This is a genomic window from Pseudomonas sp. PsB (genome assembly GCF_043658375.1).
In the GTDB taxonomy this organism is placed as follows: domain Bacteria; phylum Pseudomonadota; class Gammaproteobacteria; order Pseudomonadales; family Pseudomonadaceae; genus Aquipseudomonas; species Aquipseudomonas putida_Z.
Genome location: NZ_JBIGLU010000062.1, coordinates 1 through 16,845 on the forward strand (window position 1 = coordinate 1; position 16,845 = coordinate 16,845).

A 16,845-nucleotide genomic window follows, 5' to 3' on the forward strand; every position below is an offset into this window, starting at 1 on the left:
TGGTGGGTGATGACGGGATCGAACCGCCGACCCTCTGCTTGTAAGGCAGATGCTCTCCCGGCTGAGCTAATCACCCTTCGTCTCGGTGTGGCGCGCATTCTACGGACGGCCCCGTACCCTGGCAAGCACTTTTTTAACTTTTTTCAAAAAAAACCTCAGGCCTTTCAAAGACCTAGCGTTGCCACGTGCATCTTTACATCCAGCTACAGCTACTGGCACTCCGACAGGGTTGGCCTGAGAGCACCGCTCGGAGAATAATGCCCGCCTTATGCATTAAGGAGAGATTGCCCCTCATGTGGTTCAAGAACCTGCTGACCTACCGCCTGACCCAGGAAGTCCCGTTCGAGCCTGAAGCGCTGGAAGCGGCCCTGGCCAGCAAGCCGGCCCGCCCCTGCGCCAGCCAGGAGCTGACCACCTATGGTTTCGTCGCGCCATTCGGCAAGGGCGAAGACGCTCCCCTGGTGCATGTCAGCGGCGAGTACCTGCTGATTGCCGCGCGCAAGGAAGAACGCATCCTGCCCAGCAGCGTGGTCAACGACGCGGTGAAGGAAAAGGTCGAAGAGATCGAGACCGAGCAGATGCGCAAGGTCTATAAAAAGGAACGCGACCAGATCAAGGACGAGATCATCCAGGCCTTCCTGCCGCGCGCGTTCATCCGCCGCTCGATGATCTTCGCTGCCATTGCCCCACGCCTGGGCGTGATCCTGGTCAACTCGGCCAGCGCCAAGCGTGCCGAAGACCTGCTGTCGACCCTGCGTGAAGTGATGGGCTCGCTGCCGGTACGCCCGGCCACCGTGAAAATCGCACCGGTTGCCACCATGACCGAGTGGGTCAAGTCGCAGGAAGCTGCCGAAGGCTTCTATGTGCTGGACGAGTGCGAACTGCGCGACACCGCCGAAGATGGCGGTATCGTGCGCTGCAAGCGCCAGGACCTGACCGGCGAGGAAATCCAGCTGCACCTGAGCACTGGCAAGGTGGTCACCCAGCTGGCCCTGGCCTGGCAGGACAAGCTGTCGTTCATTCTGGATGACAAGATGGTGATCAAGCGCCTGAAGTTCGAAGAGCTGCTGCAGGAGCAGGCCGAACAGGATGGTGGCGATGAGGCTGCGCAGCAGTTCGATGCCAGCTTCCAGCTGATGATGATGACCTTTGCCGAATTCCTGCCGGTGCTGTTCGAGGCGCTGGGTGGGGAAGAGATTCCGCAAGGGGTCTGACTGGTTTTGAAATGCCGGTGCTGGCCTGGGAGATATCCTCAGACAGTACTGGCCTCTTCGCGGGCTTGCCCGCTCCCACAGGTACACCACAGTTTCTGAGTACTGTGGTGTACCTGTGGGAGCGGGCAAGCCCGCGAAAGGGCCAGTGAAATTCTTGAAGCCATAAAACAGAAAAGGAATTGCCCCATGCGTGCCCTCGCCACCCTCAGCCGCTTCGTCGGCAATACCTTCGCCCTGTGGGTGCTGGTGTTCGCCGTACTGGCCTTCCTGCAACCGCAATGGTTCATCGCCCTGAAGGTGGCCATCGTGCCGCTGCTGGGCCTGGTGATGTTCGGCATGGGCCTCACACTCAAGCTCGATGACTTCGCCGCCCTCGCCCGCCAGCCCTGGCGGGTGATGCTGGGGGTGGTCGCGCACTTCGTGATCATGCCGGGCATGGCCTGGCTGCTGTGCCAGCTGTTCCACCTGCCGCCGGAAATCGCCGTGGGCGTGATCCTGGTTGGCTGCTGCCCGAGCGGCACGGCGTCGAACGTGATGGTCTGGCTGTCCCGGGGCGACCTGGCGCTGGCGGTGGCGATCGCTGCGGTGACCACCCTGCTCGCCCCGCTGCTGACCCCGGCGCTGATCTGGTTCCTGGCCTCGGCCTGGCTGCCGGTGTCCTTCATGGACATGTTCTGGTCGATCCTGCAGCTGGTGATGCTGCCGATCGTGCTCGGCGTACTGGCCCAGCGGCTGCTTGGCGCGCGGGTGCAGGCGGCGGTGCAGGTGCTGCCGCTGGTGTCGGTGGTGAGTATCGTGATGATCGTGTGCGCGGTGGTGGCGGCCAGCCAGGCGAAGATCGCCGAGTCGGGGCTGCTGATCATGGCGGTGGTGATATTGCACAACAGCTTCGGCTACTTGCTGGGGTACCTGACCGGCAGGCTGTGCAAGCTGCCACTGGCACAGCGCAAGTCGCTGGCGCTGGAGGTGGGCATGCAGAACTCCGGGCTGGGCGCCGCACTGGCGGCGGCGCATTTTTCGCCGCTGGCTGCGGTGCCGAGTGCGTTGTTCAGCGTTTGGCACAATATTTCCGGGGCGCTGCTGTCGACCTGGTTCCGGCGCATGGAGGAACCTGTGGCAGAAGCAGAAGGTGGGGAGCCGGCCAGGCATTGATGTTGTCTGCACTGGCCCTTTCGCGGGTAAACCCGCTCCCACAGGTACTGCACAAGTCTGAAAGTTGTGGAGATCCCTGTGGGAGCGGGTTTACCCGCGAAGAGGCCCGCACAGGCTTGCCCAGAGGGCTGCATATGTGCACCATGGCACCCACTGTGAGGACGACCTCACGACGCACCGCGTGACCATTCCGGGGACGGCCCCATCATTCACAACGATGGAGAAGCACCATGTCCTGGATCATCCTGTTCTTCGCCGGCCTGTTCGAGGTCGGCTGGGCCGTCGGCCTGAAATACACCGACGGCTTCAGCAAGCCTCTGCCCACCGTCCTCACCGTCGCCGCCATGGCCATCAGCCTGGGCCTGCTGGGCCTGGCCATGAAAGAGCTGCCGCTGGGTACCGCCTATGCCATCTGGACCGGCGTCGGCGCCGTCGGCACGGTGATCGCCGGCATCATCCTGTTCGGCGAGTCCATGGCCCTGGTACGCCTGGTCAGCGTGGCGCTGATCATTACCGGCCTGGTCGGCCTGAAAGTCAGCGCCAGCTGACGCCCTCCCCTAGCGCAGGTTGCCGCGCAGGCGGCTGACCTGCTCACGCAAGGCTTCTGGCTGCGCCGCCTCCACCGGGATGGCGGCGCCTGCCACGATGGTCACCCGCGACCACAGGCGCTTGAAAAAGCCCTTGGCCGGGTCACGGCTGAAGAAGCTGCCCCACAGCCCCTGTAAGGCCAACGGAATGACCGGCACCGGGGTTTCTTCGAGGATGCGGTTGACGCCACCCTTGAACACATCGATTTCGCCATCCCCGGTCAGCTTGCCTTCAGGGAAGATGCATACCAGCTCGCCATCGGCCAGGTATTCGGCAATGCGCGCGAAAGCACGTTCGTAGATGGCCAGGTCTTCGTTGCGCCCGGCAATCGGGATGGCGCCTGCGGTGCGGAACACGAAGTTGAGTACCGGCAGGTTGTAGATCTTGTAGTACATGACGAAGCGGATCGGCCGGCGGATCGCCCCACCCAGCAGCAGCGCATCAACGAACGACACGTGGTTGCACACCAGCAGCGCTGCGCCTTCGTCGGGAATGCGCTCGAGGTCGCGGTGCTGCACACGGTACATCGAATGGCTGAGCAGCCAGATCAGGAAGCGCATGGTGAACTCGGGCACGATCCTGAAGATATAGGCGTTGACCGCGATGTTGAGCAGCGACACCATCAGGAACAGCTGCGGGATGGTCAGCTCGGCCAGGCCCAGCAGGATGATGGTGAGCACTGCCGACACCACCATGAACAGGGCATTGAGGATGTTGTTGGCAGCGATCACCCGGGCGCGCTGGTCTTCGGCGGTGCGGGCCTGGATCAGTGCATACAGCGGTACGATGTAGAAGCCGCCGAACACCCCAAGGCCGACGATCGACAGCAGGATCCACCAGGCCTGGCCCATGCCCAACAGCGCCAGCCAGTCGTGCGGTGCCGCCACAGCCGGTACATCGCCGGAGTGCCACCACCAAAGCAGGCCGAACAGGCTCAGGCCGAACGAGCCGAACGGCACCAGGCCGATTTCCACCTTGCGCCCGCTCAGCCGCTCGCACAGCAGCGAACCCAGGGCAATCCCCACCGAGAACAGGGTCAGCACCAGTGTCACCACCGTGCCATCACCGTGCAGCCAGTCCTTGGCGTAGGCCGGGATCTGCGTGAGGTAGATGGCACCGACGAACCAGAACCACGAGTTGCCGACGATCGAGCGCGACACCGCCGGCGGCTGCCCCAGGCCCATGCGCAGGATCGCCCACGACTGCCTGAAGATGTTCCAGTCCAGCGGCATTTGCGGTGAAGCGGCAGCGGCCCGCGGGATCCAGCGGCTGGCCAGGTAACCAAGCACGGCGGTGCCGACCACGCCACCAGCCACCACGGTGGCATAGCTGTCGGCCGACATCATCACCCCGGCGCCGATGGTGCCGGCGAGGATGGCCAGGAAGGTACCGGTTTCCACCAGCCCGTTGCCGCCGACCAGTTCTTCCTCGCGCAGGGCCTGCGGCAGGATCGAGTACTTCACCGGCCCGAACAGCGCCGAGTGGGTCCCCATGCCGAACAGCGCCACCAGCATCAGCGCCAGGTGGTTGGTGATGAAGCCGAGCGCGCCTACCGCCATGATCGCGATCTCGGCCAGCTTGATGGCCCGGATCAGCGCATCCTTGGCGAATTTCTCGCCAAACTGCCCGCCCAGCGCAGAGAACAGGAAGAACGGCAGGATGAACAGCAGGGCGCACAGGTTGACCCAGATCGAACGGTCACCGTCGCCCAGGCTGAGCTTGAACAGGATCGCCAGGATCAGCGACTGCTTGAACAGGTTGTCGTTGAAGGCACCCAGCGACTGGGTGATGAAAAACGGCAGGAAACGCCGCTTGCCGAGCAAGGTGAATTGCGAGGAGTGACTCATCGTCCTTGGTCCTGAGGGCTTTTCAATTGGAGGCGCGCCGGGCGCGACAAGCCACAAATCTGCATGGGAAATGCACTGACTGGCAAGCGCTCGTGGATTTCGCAGGGCTGTACCGCCCCTGTGGGAGCGGGCGTGCCCGCGAAAGGCCTGCGCAGCAGGCCTCTGTTGGCATATTCTGGCCCCCGGCAAAACAGAACAACAAGGACGTGGCAATGCTCGCCGCCATCAAACGCTACCCGCACACTGTGCGCCTGCTGCTCGGCACCACCTTCACCCTCACCGTCGCCCGCGCCCTTACCCTGCCCTACCTGGTGGTGTACCTGGCCGACAACTTCCAGCTGCCGATCAGCCAGATCGGCCTGCTGATCGGTGGCGCGCTGATCATCGCCTCGCTGCTGAGCCTGTATGGCGGCCACCTGGTGGATACCTTGCGCAACCACACACTGGTCAGCGCCAGCACCCTGCTGTTTGCCCTGGCCTTCGTCGGCGCGGTCATCAGCAATTCGGCGCTACTGTTCTTTCTCTGCCTGGTGCTGATCAACCTGGCCCTGGCAGTGGTCGACATCGCCGCCAAGGCGGGCTTCTGCGCGTTGCTGCCGGTGGAGGAACGGGCCGAGGTGTTCGCCATCAAGTACACCCTCAGCAACGTCGGCTACGCCGCCGGCCCGCTGCTGGGCGTGGCCATGCTGGAGCTGAACGACCATATGCCGTTCATCGCCTCTGCCCTGCTCGGCCTGGCCATGTGCCTGGCCTACTGGCGCCTGGGGGACCGCAGCCTGCAGGCCAGTGCACCGGACAAGCCCGGGGTCGGCTTTGGCCAGGTGGCGCTGGGGCTGGCCCGTGACCGGCGGCTGGTATGCTTCACCCTGGGCGGGGTGCTGAGCGCGGTGGTGTTCGGCCAGTTCACCGCCTACCTGTCGCAGTATCTGGTGGTGACCAGCAGCCCGGCCGAGGCGGCGCGCCTGATCGGTTACCTGGTGACCACCAACGCGGTGACGGTGATTGCCCTGCAGTACATGATCGGCCGCCGCATCAGCCGCCAGCGCCTGATGCCCTGGCTGCTGGCCGGCATGGGCCTGTTCATCGCAGGGCTGCTGGGCTTTGCCCTGGCCGGTTCGGCGCTGGCGTGGTGCCTGGCGATGCTGGTGTTCACCCTGGGCGAGATCATCGTGATCCCGGCCGAGTACATGTTCATCGACCTGATCGCGCCGGAGCACTTGCGTGGGGTGTATTACGGTGCGCAGAACCTGTCCAACCTCGGTGCGGCGCTGGGGCCGGTGATGGTGGGGTTTGCCCTGGTGCATCTGTGGCCGGGGGCGATCTTCTACCTGCTGGTGTTGTCGGTGATACTGGCGGGGGTGTTTTATTGGCTGGGTACCCGCAGTAATTGATGTTGGCTGTACTGGCCTCTTCGCGGGCGTGCCCGCGAAGAGGCCGGTACAGGATGCCACCTGCGACCACCTGCCACTGCGACCATCGTCTGCGCTGACGAAGCGGCACCTGCGTGCCAGACTGATTGATCGGGACCGCGTTATCTTTTTGCTTCGGAGTCTTCATGTCGTTGTCCAGCGGGCTGATCGCCGTGGTCGCCCTGGCCTATATGGCCATCATGTTCGCCATCGCCTTCTACGGCGACCGCCGCAGCACGCCGTTGCCGCCGAAGCTGCGTGCCTGGGTGTACAGCCTGTCGCTGGCCGTGTACTGCACCAGCTGGACCTTCTTCGGCGCGGTCGGCCAGGCCGCCGAACAGCTCTGGGCATTCCTGCCGATCTACCTGGGCCCGGTGCTGCTGCTGATCTTCGCGCCCTGGGTGCTGCAGAAGATGGTGCTGATCAGCAAGCAACAGAACATCACCTCGATCGCCGACTTCATCGCCGCGCGCTACGGCAAGTCGCAGTCCCTGGCGGTGGTCGTGGCGCTGATCTGCCTGGTCGGCGTGCTGCCGTACATCGCCTTGCAGCTCAAGGGCATCGTGCTGGGCGTGAACCTGCTGATCGGCGCCAATGCCGACGCCACCGGCACCCGCGTGCAGGACACCGCGCTGGTGGTGTCGCTGGTACTGGCGCTGTTCGCCATCGTCTTCGGTACCCGCAGCCTGGACGTGACCGAACACCACCGTGGCATGGTCCTGGCGATTGCCTTCGAATCGCTGATCAAGCTGCTGGCCTTCCTCGCCGTGGGCATCTTCATCGTCTTCAACCTGTATGACGGCTTCGACGACCTGTTCAGCCAGGCCCGCCAGTCGATCCACCTGCAGGATTATTGGCAGGAAACCATCAACTGGCCGTCGATGGTGGTGCAGACCGCCGTGGCGATGATGGCGATCATCTGCCTGCCACGGCAGTTCCACGTCACCGTGGTGGAGAACATCGAACCCCAGGACATGCGCCTGGCGCGCTGGGTATTCCCGATGTACCTGGCGCTGGCCGCGCTGTTCGTGGTGCCGATCGCCCTGGCCGGGCAGATGCTGCTGCCGGGCACGGTGATCTCCGATTCGTTCGTCATCAGCCTGCCGCTGGCCGAGGCACACCCGAGCCTGGCCCTGCTGGCATTCATCGGCGGTGCCTCGGCGGCCACCGGCATGGTCATCGTCGAGGCCGTGGCGCTGTCGACCATGGTCTCCAACGACATGCTGCTGCCCTGGCTGCTGCGCCGTACCAACGCCGAGCGGCCGTTCGAGGCGTTCCGCCACTGGATGCTCTCGGTACGCCGGGTGACCATCGTGGTGATCCTGCTGCTGGCGTATGTCAGCTACCGCCTGCTGGGTTCCACCGCCAGCCTGGCGACCATCGGCCAGATCGCCTTCGCCGCCGTGACCCAGCTGACCCCGGCCATGCTCGGTGCGCTGTACTGGAAGCAGGCCAACCGCCGCGGTGTGTTCGCTGGCCTGGCCGCAGGTATTTTCCTGTGGTTCTACACCCTGGTGCTGCCGATTGCCGCGCACAGCGTGGGCTGGTCGCTGCAGCTGTTCCCAGGGTTGGCGTGGCTGCACGGCAACCCGCTGAACCTGCCGATCAGCCCGCTGACCCAGGGCGTGGTGCTGTCGCTGGCGGGCAACTTCACCCTGTTCGCCTGGGTCTCGGTGCTGTCGCGCACGCGGGTTTCCGAGCATTGGCAGGCCGGCCGCTTCATCGGCCAGCAGACCAGCGCCAGGCCCAGCAGCAAGCCGCTGCTGGCGGTGCAGATCGACGACCTGCTGACCCTGGCCTCGCGCTTTGTCGGCGAAGAACGCGCCCGGCAGAGCTTCATCCGCTTCGCCTACCGCCAGGGCAAGGGCTTCAACCCCAACCAGAACGCCGACGGCGACTGGATCGAACACACCGAACGCCTGCTGGCCGGCGTGCTCGGCACCTCGTCGACCCGCGCCGTGGTCAAGGCCGCCATCGAAGGCCGCGACATGCAGCTGGAAGACGTGGTGCGTATCGCCGACGAAGCTAGCGAGGTGCTGCAGTTCAACCGCGCCCTGCTGCAAGGGGCCATCGAGAACATCAACCAGGGCATCAGCGTGGTCGACCAGAACCTGCACCTGGTGGCCTGGAACCGCCGTTACCTGGAACTGTTCAACTACCCCGACGGGCTGATCAGCGTGGGCCGGCCGATCGCCGATATCATCCGCTACAACGCCGAGCGTGGCCTGTGCGGCCCGGGCGAGGCGCAGGTGCACGTGGCGCGGCGCCTGCACTGGATGCGCCAGGGCCGTGCGCACTCTTCCGAGCGCTTGTTCCCCAATGGCCGGGTGATCGAACTGATCGGCAACCCGATGCCGGGTGGCGGTTTCGTCATGAGCTTCACCGACATCACCCCGTTCCGCGAGGCCGAGCAGGCCCTGCGCGATGCCAACGAAGGCCTTGAACAAAGGGTGGCGGAACGCACCCAAGAGCTGTCGCAACTGAACCAGGCGTTGTCCGAAGCCAAGAGCCGTGCCGAAGCGGTGAGCCAGTCCAAGACCCGTTTCCTGGCTGCAGTCAGCCATGACCTGATGCAGCCGCTGAACGCCGCCCGGCTGTTCTCCGCCGCCTTGTCGCAGCAGGCCGAGGGCATGAACGAAGAGGCCCGGCAACTGGTGCAGCACATGGACAGCTCGCTGCGTTCGGCCGAAGAGCTGATCAGCGACCTGCTGGACATCTCGCGCCTGGAAAACGGCAAGATCACCCCGGATGCCAAGCCCTTTGCCCTCAACGAACTGTTCGACACCCTGGGCGCCGAATTCAAGGTGCTGGCCGCCGAGAAGGGCCTGGAGTTCCGCCTGCGCGGCAGCCGCCTGCGGGTGGACAGCGACATGAAGCTGCTGCGCCGGGTGCTGCAGAACTTCCTGACCAACGCCCTGCGCTACGGCAAGAGCCCGATCCTGCTGGGCGCACGGCGCCAGGGTGAACAGTTGTGGCTTGAGGTGTGGGACCGCGGCCCGGGCATCGCCGACGACAAGCTGCAGGTGATTTTCCAGGAGTTCAAGCGCCTGGACAGCCACCAGACCCGCGCCGAGAAGGGCCTGGGCCTGGGCCTGGCGATCGCCGACGGCCTGTGCCGGGTGCTGGGGCACAAACTGGAGGTGCGCTCATGGCCGGGCAAGGGCACGGTGTTCCGCGTCAGCGTACCGATTGCCCGCCAGGCCGCCCCGGCGCCCACCGCCCCGGTGGAACAGGGCGGCCAGCCACTGGCCGGGCTGCAGGTACTGTGCGTGGACAACGAAGACAGCATCCTGATCGGCATGAACAGCCTGCTCAGCCGCTGGGGTTGCCAGGTGTGGACCGCGCGCAACCGCGCCGAATGCGAAGCCCTGCTGGCCAAGGGCATGCGCCCGCACCTGGCACTGGTGGACTACCACCTGGACGACGGCGAGACCGGTACCGGGCTGATGGGCTGGCTACGCGCGCGCCTGGGCGAGCCGGTGCCGGGCGTGGTGATCAGTGCCGACGGCAGCAAGGAAACCATCGCCATGGTGCATGCATCTGGCCTGGACTACCTGGCCAAGCCGGTCAAGCCGGCGGCCCTGCGCGCCATGCTCAATCGCCATCTGAGCCTGGTTCAGTAAGCGCTTCGTCCGGCAACGCCTCATCGGACAGCGCCCGCTCCAGCAGGTCGGCCGGCAGGCTCTTGCTGGCGCGGGCGCCCAGCAGCTTCAGCTGTTCGCTGCGGCTGACCAGGTTGCCGCGCCCTTCGCACAGCTTGTTGCGCGCGGCGGCATAGGCCTTGTCCACCTGCTGCAGGCGGCTGCCCAGCTCGTCCAGGTCCTGGATGAACAGCACGAACTTGTCATACAGCCAGCCGGCGCGCTCGGCGATCTCGCGGGCGTTCTGGCCCTGGCGTTCCTGCTTCCACAGGCTGTCGATCACCCGCAAGGTGGCCAGCAAGGTGGTCGGGCTGACGATCACGATCTGCCGGTCGAAAGCTTCCTGGAACAGGTTCGGCTCCGCCTGCAGGGCTGCCGAGAAGGCGGCCTCGATCGGCACGAACAGCAGCACGAAATCCAGGCTGTGCAGGCCTTCGAGGCGGTTGTAGTCCTTGCTCGACAGGCCTTTGACGTGGCTGCGCAGCGACTGCACATGCTGCTTGAGCGCGGCCTCGTCGTTGCCAGCGACGAACTGCTGGTAGGCAGTGAGGCTGACCTTGGCATCCACCACTACCTGCTTGTCGCCGGGCAGCATGATCAGCACATCAGGCTGGAAGCGCTCGCCATCGGCGCTCTTGAGGCTGACCTGGGTCTGGTATTCGCGGCCCTTTTCCAGGCCGGCATGCTCCAGTACCCGTTCGAGGATCAGCTCACCCCAGTTGCCCTGGGTTTTCTGGCCCTTCAGCGCCTGGGTCAGGTTGGTGGCTTCGTCGGACAGGCGCAGGTTCAGTTGCTGCAGGCGCTCCAGCTCCTTGCCCAGCGAGAAGCGCTCGCGGGCTTCCTGCTGATAGCTCTCCTCCACGCGTTTTTCGAAAGCCTGGATGCGTTCCTTGAGCGGGTCGAGCAACTGGCCGAGATGCTGCTGGCTGGTCTGGGCGAAGCGCTGCTCGCGCTCGTCGAAGATCTTGGTAGCCATGTCGGCGAACTGGGCGCGCAAGGTGTCGCGGGCTTCCTGCAGGTCCTCCAGGCGCTGCTGGTGGCTTTCCTGCTGCTCGCGCAGTTCGGCGTCCAGGCGTGCGGTCTGGGCCTCCAGGCGGCGCAGTTCGGCTTCGCGGTTGGCACGCTCGAGGTTCCAGGCGTGGGCGGCGTCACGGGCGTTGTCGCGGTCGATCTGCAGCAGTTCCAGCTCACGGCCCTGGGCGGCCAGCTGGGTCTGCTTGACGGTGTTGGCTTCGCTGAGGTCGCTGACCTCGTCGCGGCTGGCATCCAGTTGCGCCTGCAGGCCGGCCAGGGCCAGCTGGGCAGCATTGAGGCGCTCTTCGAGCAAGGCCTGCTCGCCTTGCCGCGCACCCTGGCGGCGCTGCACCTGCATGACCCAACCCAGGCAAGGTAATGCACCTGCCACCAAGCCCAGCAGAATGCTGGCCAGATCCACTGTCATGCTTACCCCGAATGATCCTGGACGAATGCATCGCAGCTTATCAGCCTGAGCGGTGTGTTGCCTGTTCCGGCCTCTTCGCGGGTAAACCCGCTCCCACAGGGATTGCACAGTATCCGAGGTATAGCTATTCCTGTGGGAGCGGGTTTACCCGCGAAGAGGCCAGTGCTGGCAACACACCTCAGGCATGGAACCACTGCCTCAAAAGCCGCCGTGCCTCCTGCGACCCCTGCCCCGCCGCCAGCTCCAGCCAGTACCGCGCCTGCTCCGGCTCGCTGTGCTGGCACAGCCGCGCATACTCCAGCTGCGCCCGCCGATCACCGGCGCGGGCTGCCTGGCGCAGCAGTTCATGGCCAATACGCCGGTCACGGGCATTGCCGCAATCGCGGCACAACATCTGCCCCAGGCGGCTTTGCGCCACGACCACGCCTTGGCGCGCCGGCTGTTTCAACAGGCGCCCGGCCAGGTGCTTGACCTGCGGCTTGTCACCCAGGCGCGGGTTGTCGAGCAGCCACAAGGCCACTTTGAGAGAGAAACGTTTTGGGGGAGGCGCAGGTGTCGATGCAGCGGGGCTGGCGAGGGGTTTACCGCGAAACTTCATGAGCAACAGGTTTGGCAACTCGAAAGGCGCGCCACTCTACCCTTTTTCTTGCGCCTTGGCCTTTCGATTTCCGGAGGATTGAAAAAAATTTTCAATGATCTTTTCTTGACGTTTTCAAGTGGATGACCAATAGGTCTCCCGGAGCATGTCGATTGTCGGACAGTTCAATGTATTGCTGGCACGCCCGTCCTAGAGCAAGCGCTCGGGACAATCCACAGTTCCTGTGGATAACTCGGTGGACAACCCCCTCCCATCCCCCGCAAACCCCCATGAATTGGGGCTTTCGCTCAAACTGACGATTTTTTCACCAGCTAAAAATAGTGTTTTTTTTCATTGACTTAACCGCCCAGTCAAGGCATTGGCGAGGCTGTCGTGGCGTGTTGCCAGGCAGTTGCAAGCGATGCTCCGAATGTGAACAAGTGCACCATAAACCTTCATTTGAGTGCACGAAATCGGTACATCAGGCCGGATGCGGGCCTTTTGCCCCCTCTTCCCAGCAGGGCAAATACGCGCCATACTGCTCGGCTCACCTGAACAAACATGAAATGCTTGCCAAGCGCCTGTATTTCCGCTAAGGTGCGCCTCGTTAGTACCAAGCTGAAAGTCAATTCTGGCCTCAAGCGTCCTTGCAGACCCGCCCCTCCCAAGGGTGGCGCTGCTGAAACCAGGACCGGCCCATTCGATGATTCACTCGCCAGCCACGCGCTGTTCAAGCACGAATCACGTGACAGATTGATCAGGATCCCACCCCGACGGCCTAGAACCTTGGCCCCGGCGTGCTGCCTGCCTTCTGAAGTACCTACCAGTCAGCCCATGCGCCCACCTTTGATTGCGCTCCCTCTGGCTGCCCTGTTCCAGTCAGGTTCGTTCGTCCCTTAATAAAGGCGTCACTGGAACGTTTCTATCATGCACGGATCATAACCCCGTGTTTAAAGCAGGAACCTCCAACAATATGCAAACTCATCATCAGATTCAGGCTGCCATTGGCACCCTCTCCCAGGCCTTCTCGCCGTTGAAGTGCCTTATCGTTGCCCCTCGCAAGGGCAGCTTCAGCTTCACCCTGGTAGACGAACACGGCGTCGCCTGCCACACCGAGCGCCTGTACCCCGAACAGTACAGCCGCAGTGAACCGCTGCAGGCGGTCATCGCCCGAACCCGCCAGTCGCTCACCGCGTGAGCGGCGAATACTGCGGTATTCAAGCGCTGAATCATCCCATCGCAAGCCTGCCTGAACGTTCGCGGCGTAATTGCCTTAAGGCATATAGCCCGGTACGTCAGGCAGCAATCGATTTAAAAACAGCCCTTTACACCACGATTATCACACTACACTTCAACTCGAGCGGTGCTTGCCGCTTCCGGCGGGCCTGATCACTCACCAGCTGCCAAGCTCCAGCGCCCGTCCGGCCCTTAACTGCTCGAGGGCATCATGGGTATCGCGGCGAATGAATTGTGTCAGTATGTGATCCGACCCACCCTGGTCTACCTGAACCGTCACTGCGCCAGCGCCGAAGCCTTGTTGCTGGGCATCGCCGCCAGCCAGTCGGCCCTGGGGTCGGCCTTGCACGACCGTCGTGGGCATGGCCTTTACCGTATCGGCGAACACCGTCACCAGGCGATCTGGGACGACTACCTTGCCCGTGACCCCGACCTGGCCAGCCTGGTCCGCGGCCTGGCCAGCCAGCACGCCTTCCTCGGCGGCCCGCACCTGGAACTCACCGTCAACCTGCGCTACTCCACCGCCATTGCCTGGATGCTCGTCGAAGAGCAGGCCACGCCACTGCCTGCCGCCGATGACCTTCTCGCCCTGGCGCGGATCTGGCGACAGATTTTCAACCCACAAGGTCGCCTGCGCGACTTCACCCATGCCTGGCATACCTGCATAGATCAGAGATTGCCGCAGGCATCTTAAGACGCGTCCTACAACGCACCCGGAAAAAAGGGAATTTTGGTCGGATTGTCCTACAAAACCGCTCTATCTCCTGCGATTGAGGCTATAGCGCGGCGCGTGATTTGTTGGTAGCTTTTCGCCCCGGAGATCCCAAGGAGTTTTCTAATAATGAAAAAAGTAATGCTCAAAACCTCCCTCGGCATTGCCGTTGCTCTTGCTTCCAGCCAACTGCTTGCCGCAGGTTTCGCACTGAACGAGCAAAGCATCAGCGGCATGGGAACCGGTTTTGCGGGACGTTCGTCTTCTGCCGAAGATGCCAGCACTGTGTATGGCAACCCTGCAGGCATGTCGCGCCTGAAGCGCGAACAGGTCACCGTGGGTGGTGCGGCCGTAATTGCCAAAACTGATATTTCGGGTCCTGGTAGCAATTTCGGGGGGGGAAACCGATGGCGACATGGTCCCGGTCGTGGGCGTGCCCATGGGTTACTACGTCAAGCCGATCGATGATCATTGGAGCGTCGGTTTCGGTGTTTACGTGCCATACGGCCTGATCACCGACTACGGTAGCGGCGACGCGGCACGTTACTGGGGCAAGAAGAGCAAGGTCGAGGTTGTCACCTTCCAGCCAACCATCAGCTATGCCTTCAACGACAAGGTGTCGATCGGTTTTGGTCCGACCATCAACCGTATCAAGGGTGAACTGGGCTCGAACCTGAGCAGCGCCGCCTTCCCCGGGTTTCTGGGCGGTGGCCCTGATGGCGAAGTCAAGATCAAGGGCGACGACACCGCTATCGGCTACAACATCGGCGTCCTCGTACAAGCCACAGACCGTACCCGCGTGGGTCTGACCTATCACTCGATGGTCGACTACAAGCTTGAAGGCGATACCCGTGTTTCCTACCCGGTTGCTCTCGCTGGTCTCAGCGGCAAATTCGACGCCAGCCTGAAAATCAAGACACCGGAGTCCGTGGACTTCTCGGTCACCCATGAACTGGATGACCACTGGACCCTGTATGCGGGTAGCACCTGGACTCGCTGGAGCCGCCTGGAGAGCATCGTTGTAAAGAACGAAGCACCGGCGGGCTACCCACTGCAGACCATCACCGAAGAGCAGAACTGGCATGACACCTGGGCACACGCCATTGGTGCTGCCTATAAGGTGAACAAGGAGTGGACCCTGCGTGCAGGCTTCTCCGTCGACCAGTCGCCCACCAACAACCACGATCGCTCGCCGCGCATTCCTACCGGCGACCGTAAAGCGGTCAGCTTTGGTGCCGGCTGGAGCCCGAACGATGACATGACCATCGATGTTGCCTACTCCTACCTGTGGGAAGAGGACACCAAGGTCAACAATCAACCGGACTCGCCGACGGAAGGTGCCTTGAAAGGCAACTACCAGGCCAAGTACGAGAACAGCGCTCACGGTATCGGTGCATCCCTTACCTACCGCTTCTGATAGCTTCAAGAAAATCGGGGCCGCTTTGCGGCCCATCGCGACACAAGGCCGCTCCTGCAACGACCGCACAAAACCGACTCTACGGGATCATGCGGACGCTGCAGGAGCGGCCTTGTGTCGCGATGGACTGCAAAGCAGCCCCAATATCTTTTCAGGCCTGTACCTGCCAGCTGTCACCCAGGCATTCGCGCAGGTAGTCCATGAACACACGCACTTTTGCGGTCATGGCAAAGCGGTCGGCCAGGCACAGGTAGATATCCATCGGTTCGGTCTGGGCATAGGCCTGGCCGCTATCGCTGTATTCGAACAACGGCACCAGCGCCCCGGTTGCCAAATGCGGCCTTACGATGAACTCGGCCAGGCGGGTGATGCCGCCATCGTGCAGTGCCATCTGGGTCAGGGCATCGATGTCGTCGCTGATCAGGACACTGCCGAACTCAGGCTCGAACCGCAGCCCGTCGCGCATGAACCCCCAACGCAGGAAGCGCCCATCCACCGGGTAGCGGAACACCAGGCAGCGGTGGTCACGCAAGGCCTCGGGCGTGGCCGGCACGCCGGCGCTTTGCAGGTAACCGGGCGAGGCACAGCATATGAACGGTATACGGGCGATATGCCGGGCCAACAACTGGTCTTCGAGTTGCGGGGCAATACGCAGGCTCACGTCCACATCTTCCCGCGCGTGGTTGACCCGGCGATCAGTCGTTACCAACTCTATCGAAAGCAGTGGGTAGCGGGCACTGAACGCGGGTATCAATGGCGCCAGCACGTGGCGACCGAAGGCGGACGTCGAGGCAATGCATAGCCGCCCTTGGGGCTCACTATCGGGGGTGGTGACGGCCTGTTCGGCCAAGGCCAGGTCGCGCTCGATGTGCCTGACGCGCTCGTAATACTGGGTGCCGGCGGGTGTCAGCGCCATACTGCGGGTGGTGCGGCTGAGCAGGCGAACCTGCAAGTGGCCTTCCAGGCGTGCCAGGTTCTGGCTGACCGCGGCCGGGCTCAGGCCCAGGTTGCGGGCACCGGCGGCGATGCTGCCGGCTTCGACCACCTTGATGAAGCTGCGAATGGCGTTGAGCAGGTCCATGCTGAGCCCTTGGATTCGTAAGAATCTCTTTATAAAGAACTCAATACGGCTGGTCTACAGCTGCTGCCGGGTGCGTTGCTAACCTGCGCCTCTACTTACTTTTCAGGAGTTCGCATGAGCAACCTGTCCCAGGCACGCAGCCGACGCAAATTGCACCCGGGCGCCACGCCCTACGTTTTTGCCTTCTACATGTCGTCGATCATGGCGCTATTGATGTGTTTCGTGATCACGGCAGCGAATGGGGGGATTAACCCTGAATACCTTGGCAACGTGCTGAGGGCTTACCAGTTGGCGATGCCGGTGGCGTTCGTTTGTGTATTGATGGTCAGGCCGGTGGTTGTGCGGTTGGTGGCGATTACGGTGCATGCAAAGTGAAGTAACCTGAACCCCAGACAAGTCCCCTGCTCTTGATCTTGATCTTGATCTTGATCTTGATCTTGATCTTGATCTTGATCTTGATCTTGATCTTGATCTTGATCTTGATCTTCGCGACTTCAGGAGGCCGAGCAGAGGGCTTGCGGAGGGAGGTG

Annotated in this window: 12 protein-coding genes, 1 tRNA gene and 1 pseudogene; 9 read left to right on the top strand and 5 right to left on the bottom strand. The window is 63.0% G+C overall.

Annotated features, from left to right (window positions below; translation table 11 throughout):
- Nucleotides 1-76: transfer RNA gene (locus tag ACGLHT_RS29055), tRNA-Val, on the bottom strand.
- Nucleotides 77-293: 217 nt separating this feature from the next.
- Here ACGLHT_RS29055 and rdgC point away from each other — a divergent pair.
- From rdgC to sugE, 3 genes are all read left to right on the top strand, one after another.
- Nucleotides 294-1,214 (top strand): recombination-associated protein RdgC, encoded by a 921-nt coding sequence (rdgC, locus tag ACGLHT_RS29060; protein WP_013971401.1) that lies wholly within the window; start codon nt 294-296, stop codon nt 1,212-1,214.
- Nucleotides 1,215-1,400: 186 nt separating this feature from the next.
- Nucleotides 1,401-2,366: a bile acid:sodium symporter family protein gene (locus ACGLHT_RS29065; RefSeq protein ID WP_274120157.1), complete on the top strand. Its 966-nt coding sequence runs from the start codon at nt 1,401-1,403 to the stop codon at nt 2,364-2,366.
- 230 nt (nt 2,367-2,596) lie between these two features.
- Nucleotides 2,597-2,914, top strand: coding sequence for a quaternary ammonium compound efflux SMR transporter SugE (sugE, locus tag ACGLHT_RS29070; protein ID WP_009686221.1), 318 nt, complete (start codon nt 2,597-2,599; stop codon nt 2,912-2,914).
- Between the two features lie 9 nt (nt 2,915-2,923).
- On the opposite strand, the gene ACGLHT_RS29075 is transcribed toward sugE, so the two are convergent.
- Nucleotides 2,924-4,801 (bottom strand): MFS transporter, encoded by a 1,878-nt coding sequence (locus ACGLHT_RS29075; protein WP_274120156.1) that lies wholly within the window; start codon nt 4,799-4,801, stop codon nt 2,924-2,926.
- Between the two features lie 212 nt (nt 4,802-5,013).
- Here ACGLHT_RS29075 and ACGLHT_RS29080 point away from each other — a divergent pair, with 212 nt between their 5' ends.
- Nucleotides 5,014-6,192 carry an MFS transporter gene (locus ACGLHT_RS29080; protein WP_274120155.1) on the top strand — a complete coding sequence of 393 codons (1,179 nt, stop codon included), beginning with the start codon at nt 5,014-5,016 and terminating at the stop codon, nt 6,190-6,192.
- A gap of 164 nt (nt 6,193-6,356) precedes the next feature.
- Entirely contained in the window at nt 6,357-9,833 is a 3,477-nt protein-coding gene (locus ACGLHT_RS29085; RefSeq protein ID WP_025338044.1) for a hybrid sensor histidine kinase/response regulator, read from the top strand.
- Here the strand turns inward: ACGLHT_RS29085 and rmuC are convergent.
- Both rmuC and ACGLHT_RS29095 read right to left on the bottom strand, forming a co-directional pair.
- Nucleotides 9,805-11,178 (bottom strand): DNA recombination protein RmuC, encoded by a 1,374-nt coding sequence (gene rmuC, locus ACGLHT_RS29090; protein WP_162276782.1) that lies wholly within the window; start codon nt 11,176-11,178, stop codon nt 9,805-9,807. The genes ACGLHT_RS29085 and rmuC overlap by 29 nt on opposite strands.
- Before the next feature lie 292 nt (nt 11,179-11,470).
- Nucleotides 11,471-11,890, bottom strand: a complete 420-nt coding sequence (locus ACGLHT_RS29095) for a tetratricopeptide repeat protein (RefSeq protein ID WP_025338042.1) — start codon at nt 11,888-11,890, stop codon at nt 11,471-11,473.
- 952 nt (nt 11,891-12,842) lie between these two features.
- Here ACGLHT_RS29095 and ACGLHT_RS29100 point away from each other — a divergent pair.
- The 3 genes and pseudogenes from ACGLHT_RS29100 (at nt 12,843) to ACGLHT_RS29110 (ending at nt 15,234) form a co-directional block, all read left to right on the top strand.
- Complete coding sequence (locus ACGLHT_RS29100) at nt 12,843-13,067, top strand: hypothetical protein (RefSeq protein ID WP_003257337.1); 225 nt, start codon at nt 12,843-12,845, stop codon at nt 13,065-13,067.
- 249 nt (nt 13,068-13,316) lie between these two features.
- Nucleotides 13,317-13,799 carry a hypothetical protein gene (locus ACGLHT_RS29105; protein WP_025338041.1) on the top strand — a complete coding sequence of 161 codons (483 nt, stop codon included), beginning with the start codon at nt 13,317-13,319 and terminating at the stop codon, nt 13,797-13,799.
- 147 nt (nt 13,800-13,946) lie between these two features.
- Nucleotides 13,947-15,234: pseudogene (locus tag ACGLHT_RS29110) on the top strand (OmpP1/FadL family transporter).
- 151 nt (nt 15,235-15,385) lie between these two features.
- On the opposite strand, the gene ACGLHT_RS29115 reads toward ACGLHT_RS29110, so the two are convergent.
- Nucleotides 15,386-16,315, bottom strand: a complete 930-nt coding sequence (locus tag ACGLHT_RS29115) for a LysR family transcriptional regulator (protein WP_274120154.1) — start codon at nt 16,313-16,315, stop codon at nt 15,386-15,388.
- 114 nt (nt 16,316-16,429) lie between these two features.
- Between ACGLHT_RS29115 and ACGLHT_RS29120 the strand changes: the two genes are divergently transcribed.
- Nucleotides 16,430-16,690 carry a DUF2798 domain-containing protein gene (locus ACGLHT_RS29120; RefSeq protein ID WP_274120153.1) on the top strand — a complete coding sequence of 87 codons (261 nt, stop codon included), beginning with the start codon at nt 16,430-16,432 and terminating at the stop codon, nt 16,688-16,690.
- Nucleotides 16,691-16,845: the final 155 nt, after the last annotated feature.

Coding starts and splice junctions, on each gene's coding strand:
- rdgC (WP_013971401.1), top strand. CDS start 294: ATGTGGTTCAAGAACCTGCTGACCTACCGCCTGACCCAGGAAGTCCCG.
- ACGLHT_RS29115 (WP_274120154.1), bottom strand. CDS start 16,315: ATGGACCTGCTCAACGCCATTCGCAGCTTCATCAAGGTGGTCGAAGCC.
- ACGLHT_RS29080 (WP_274120155.1), top strand. CDS start 5,014: ATGCTCGCCGCCATCAAACGCTACCCGCACACTGTGCGCCTGCTGCTC.
- ACGLHT_RS29075 (WP_274120156.1), bottom strand. CDS start 4,801: ATGAGTCACTCCTCGCAATTCACCTTGCTCGGCAAGCGGCGTTTCCTG.
- ACGLHT_RS29100 (WP_003257337.1), top strand. CDS start 12,843: ATGCAAACTCATCATCAGATTCAGGCTGCCATTGGCACCCTCTCCCAG.
- sugE (WP_009686221.1), top strand. CDS start 2,597: ATGTCCTGGATCATCCTGTTCTTCGCCGGCCTGTTCGAGGTCGGCTGG.
- ACGLHT_RS29120 (WP_274120153.1), top strand. CDS start 16,430: ATGAGCAACCTGTCCCAGGCACGCAGCCGACGCAAATTGCACCCGGGC.
- ACGLHT_RS29105 (WP_025338041.1), top strand. CDS start 13,317: ATGGGTATCGCGGCGAATGAATTGTGTCAGTATGTGATCCGACCCACC.
- ACGLHT_RS29065 (WP_274120157.1), top strand. CDS start 1,401: ATGCGTGCCCTCGCCACCCTCAGCCGCTTCGTCGGCAATACCTTCGCC.
- ACGLHT_RS29095 (WP_025338042.1), bottom strand. CDS start 11,890: ATGAAGTTTCGCGGTAAACCCCTCGCCAGCCCCGCTGCATCGACACCT.
- ACGLHT_RS29085 (WP_025338044.1), top strand. CDS start 6,357: ATGTCGTTGTCCAGCGGGCTGATCGCCGTGGTCGCCCTGGCCTATATG.